Origin of the sequence: Bradyrhizobium sp., assembly GCF_049581145.1 — a bacterium.
Lineage (GTDB): Bacteria > Pseudomonadota > Alphaproteobacteria > Rhizobiales > Xanthobacteraceae > Bradyrhizobium.
Genome location: NZ_JBAURI010000110.1, coordinates 1 through 2013, shown reverse-complemented (window position 1 = coordinate 2013; position 2013 = coordinate 1). Strand labels below are relative to the sequence as shown.

General features: G+C 61.1%; 2 protein-coding genes. Both read left to right on the top strand.

Features of this window, described 5'->3' with window-relative positions:
• Window positions 1-159: 159 nt before the first annotated feature.
• Complete coding sequence (locus WCB02_RS03585) at window positions 160-906, top strand: helix-turn-helix domain-containing protein (RefSeq protein WP_423956464.1); 747 nt, start codon at window positions 160-162, stop codon at window positions 904-906.
• Between the two features lie 384 nt (window positions 907-1290).
• On the top strand, window positions 1291-2013 hold a 723-nt coding region (gene ribH / locus WCB02_RS03580; protein ID WP_423956463.1), incomplete at its 3' end, for a 6,7-dimethyl-8-ribityllumazine synthase.

Below are 2013 nucleotides of genomic sequence, written 5' to 3'. Positions count from 1 at the left end.
TAGAAGCTAAAAGCCAGACGTCCGGTAAGCGGCTAAACTGATGCGCAGGCATCCCGCCGCCGATTCTATACATCGAGTCAAGAAACAATCTGTCCCACGGTGATGGCAATGCGAGAAAAGCAAGACGCAACGAAACAATCCGCTCCGGCACCTTTGCCTTTGACGGAAGAAGTCATCCTTCCCGAAGAGAAAACTCTGCCTGCCCTGCCGCAGGAACCCTCCGACGTCCAGGTAGGCAGCGACGCTGTCGAATCGCTCATCGCCGAAAAGCGCATTGGCCTGCGTATCCGCGCCCTGCGCCAAAAATCCTCGCTGGGGCTCGCCGAACTCGGCCGCCATACCGGCCTCTCCTCCAGCTTCCTCTCGCAGCTCGAGACCGGTCGCGTCGTTCCCACCCTGCGCAACCTCGCCCGCATCGCCATGGTCTTCAGCAAGGACCTCAACTACTTCTTCAGCCCCATCCCGCTCTCCCTCTTCCGCGTCCACCGCGCCGCCGATCGCGTGCGCCTCCCGCAGTCTGGCGTCGACCAGCCGCGCTACGACTTTGAAAGCCTCGGCTACCTCGTCGCCGAGCGCCAGCTCGACCCCTACCTCGCCGAGTTCCAGCCCGGCAAATTTCCCGACGATAACTTCCACCAGCACGCCGGCTTCGAGTTCCTCTACGTCATGAGCGGCACCCTCAGCATCCAGCACGGCGAGGTCGTCCACGAACTCCGCGCCGGCGACTCCGTCTACTTCGACTCCTCCACCATCCACAGTTACTCCTGCGTCGGAGACGAACCCTGCACCGCCCTCATCGTCACCCTCCTCCAACCCATCAACCTTGCCACCACCCGCCTCGCCGGCAACCGCCCCTCCGGCAGCCTGCGCGCCGAGACGGTCGCCACGAGAAAGAAAATCCAGTAGCCCGACGACCTGGGTCATATGACCCAGGTGCACTTCTGTTCCCGCTGCTTTCTTGCTACCTGAAACTAGGCCGGGTGCCCCATTCATGACGGCTTCATGTCATGGGTGGGTGGCCAACGAACTCCATCAGCCCACGAACCCCTCCATCGAGCCCCTGTCAAGCGAACTTGTCATCGCTGTCAAGCGTACTTGTCATCCGTGTCAAGCGTACTTGTCATTCGTGTCACCTAGACCGTCTTTTCACCTCAAGAAACCCCTAAGTTCTACCCGAAACCGGGCTAAAGCAGTCCATTTGTAACCCGAAACCGGGCTAATTCTGCCTCAAATACCCCGGTTTTCCAGCGCTGGCGATACAATCAACTCATGATTAAGGGATTGACGACCGTGGCGCGCGTGGCCTCGGAAGAAGCCTTCACCCAGCTCGCCGAACTGTTCCAAACACTAGGCTTCGAGCCCGGCAAGGGCTGGACCGACAGCACCGGAAAGGGCGCGGCCTTTCTCGCCCCGCTCGGAAATCTGGAGGTCGCAACCGGCTATCCTCCATTGCAACCCACTCTAATGATTGAAGTTACGCAGCTCGACGAGATCCACGCCGCCGTCAAGAGTTGGCTCCTCGCTCACCAGCGCTCCGAAGACGCCGCCTCCAAACTCTCCGAGCCCACCGTCACCCACTGGAACTCCCGCCTCTTTACCGCGCAGATTACAAACGACTTAACCGTCGGCTTCTGGCAATCGGAGAACCCGCTTCACAACCGCCCCATCGCCGTGGAAGGCGACCTATCTGCTGCAAACAAACGGTTTGCCATCGTAGTAGCGCGCTGGAATGCCGTCATCACCGACCGCCTCCTGCAAGGCGCACTAGACGCCCTCACCCGCAGCGGATGCGCCCTCAAAGACATCCAAATCGTCCGCGTGCCAGGTGCCTGGGAGATCCCGTCGGCCGCCCGCACCCTGGCGCAAACCAAAGATTACGCAGCAGTTATCACGCTCGGCGTTCTCCTCCGCGGCGAGACGGCCCACTACGAGGCCATCTACAACGAGGTAGCCCGCGGCATCGGCCAGTCGCAACAGGAGACCGGCATCCCCCACGCCTTCGGCGTCCTCACC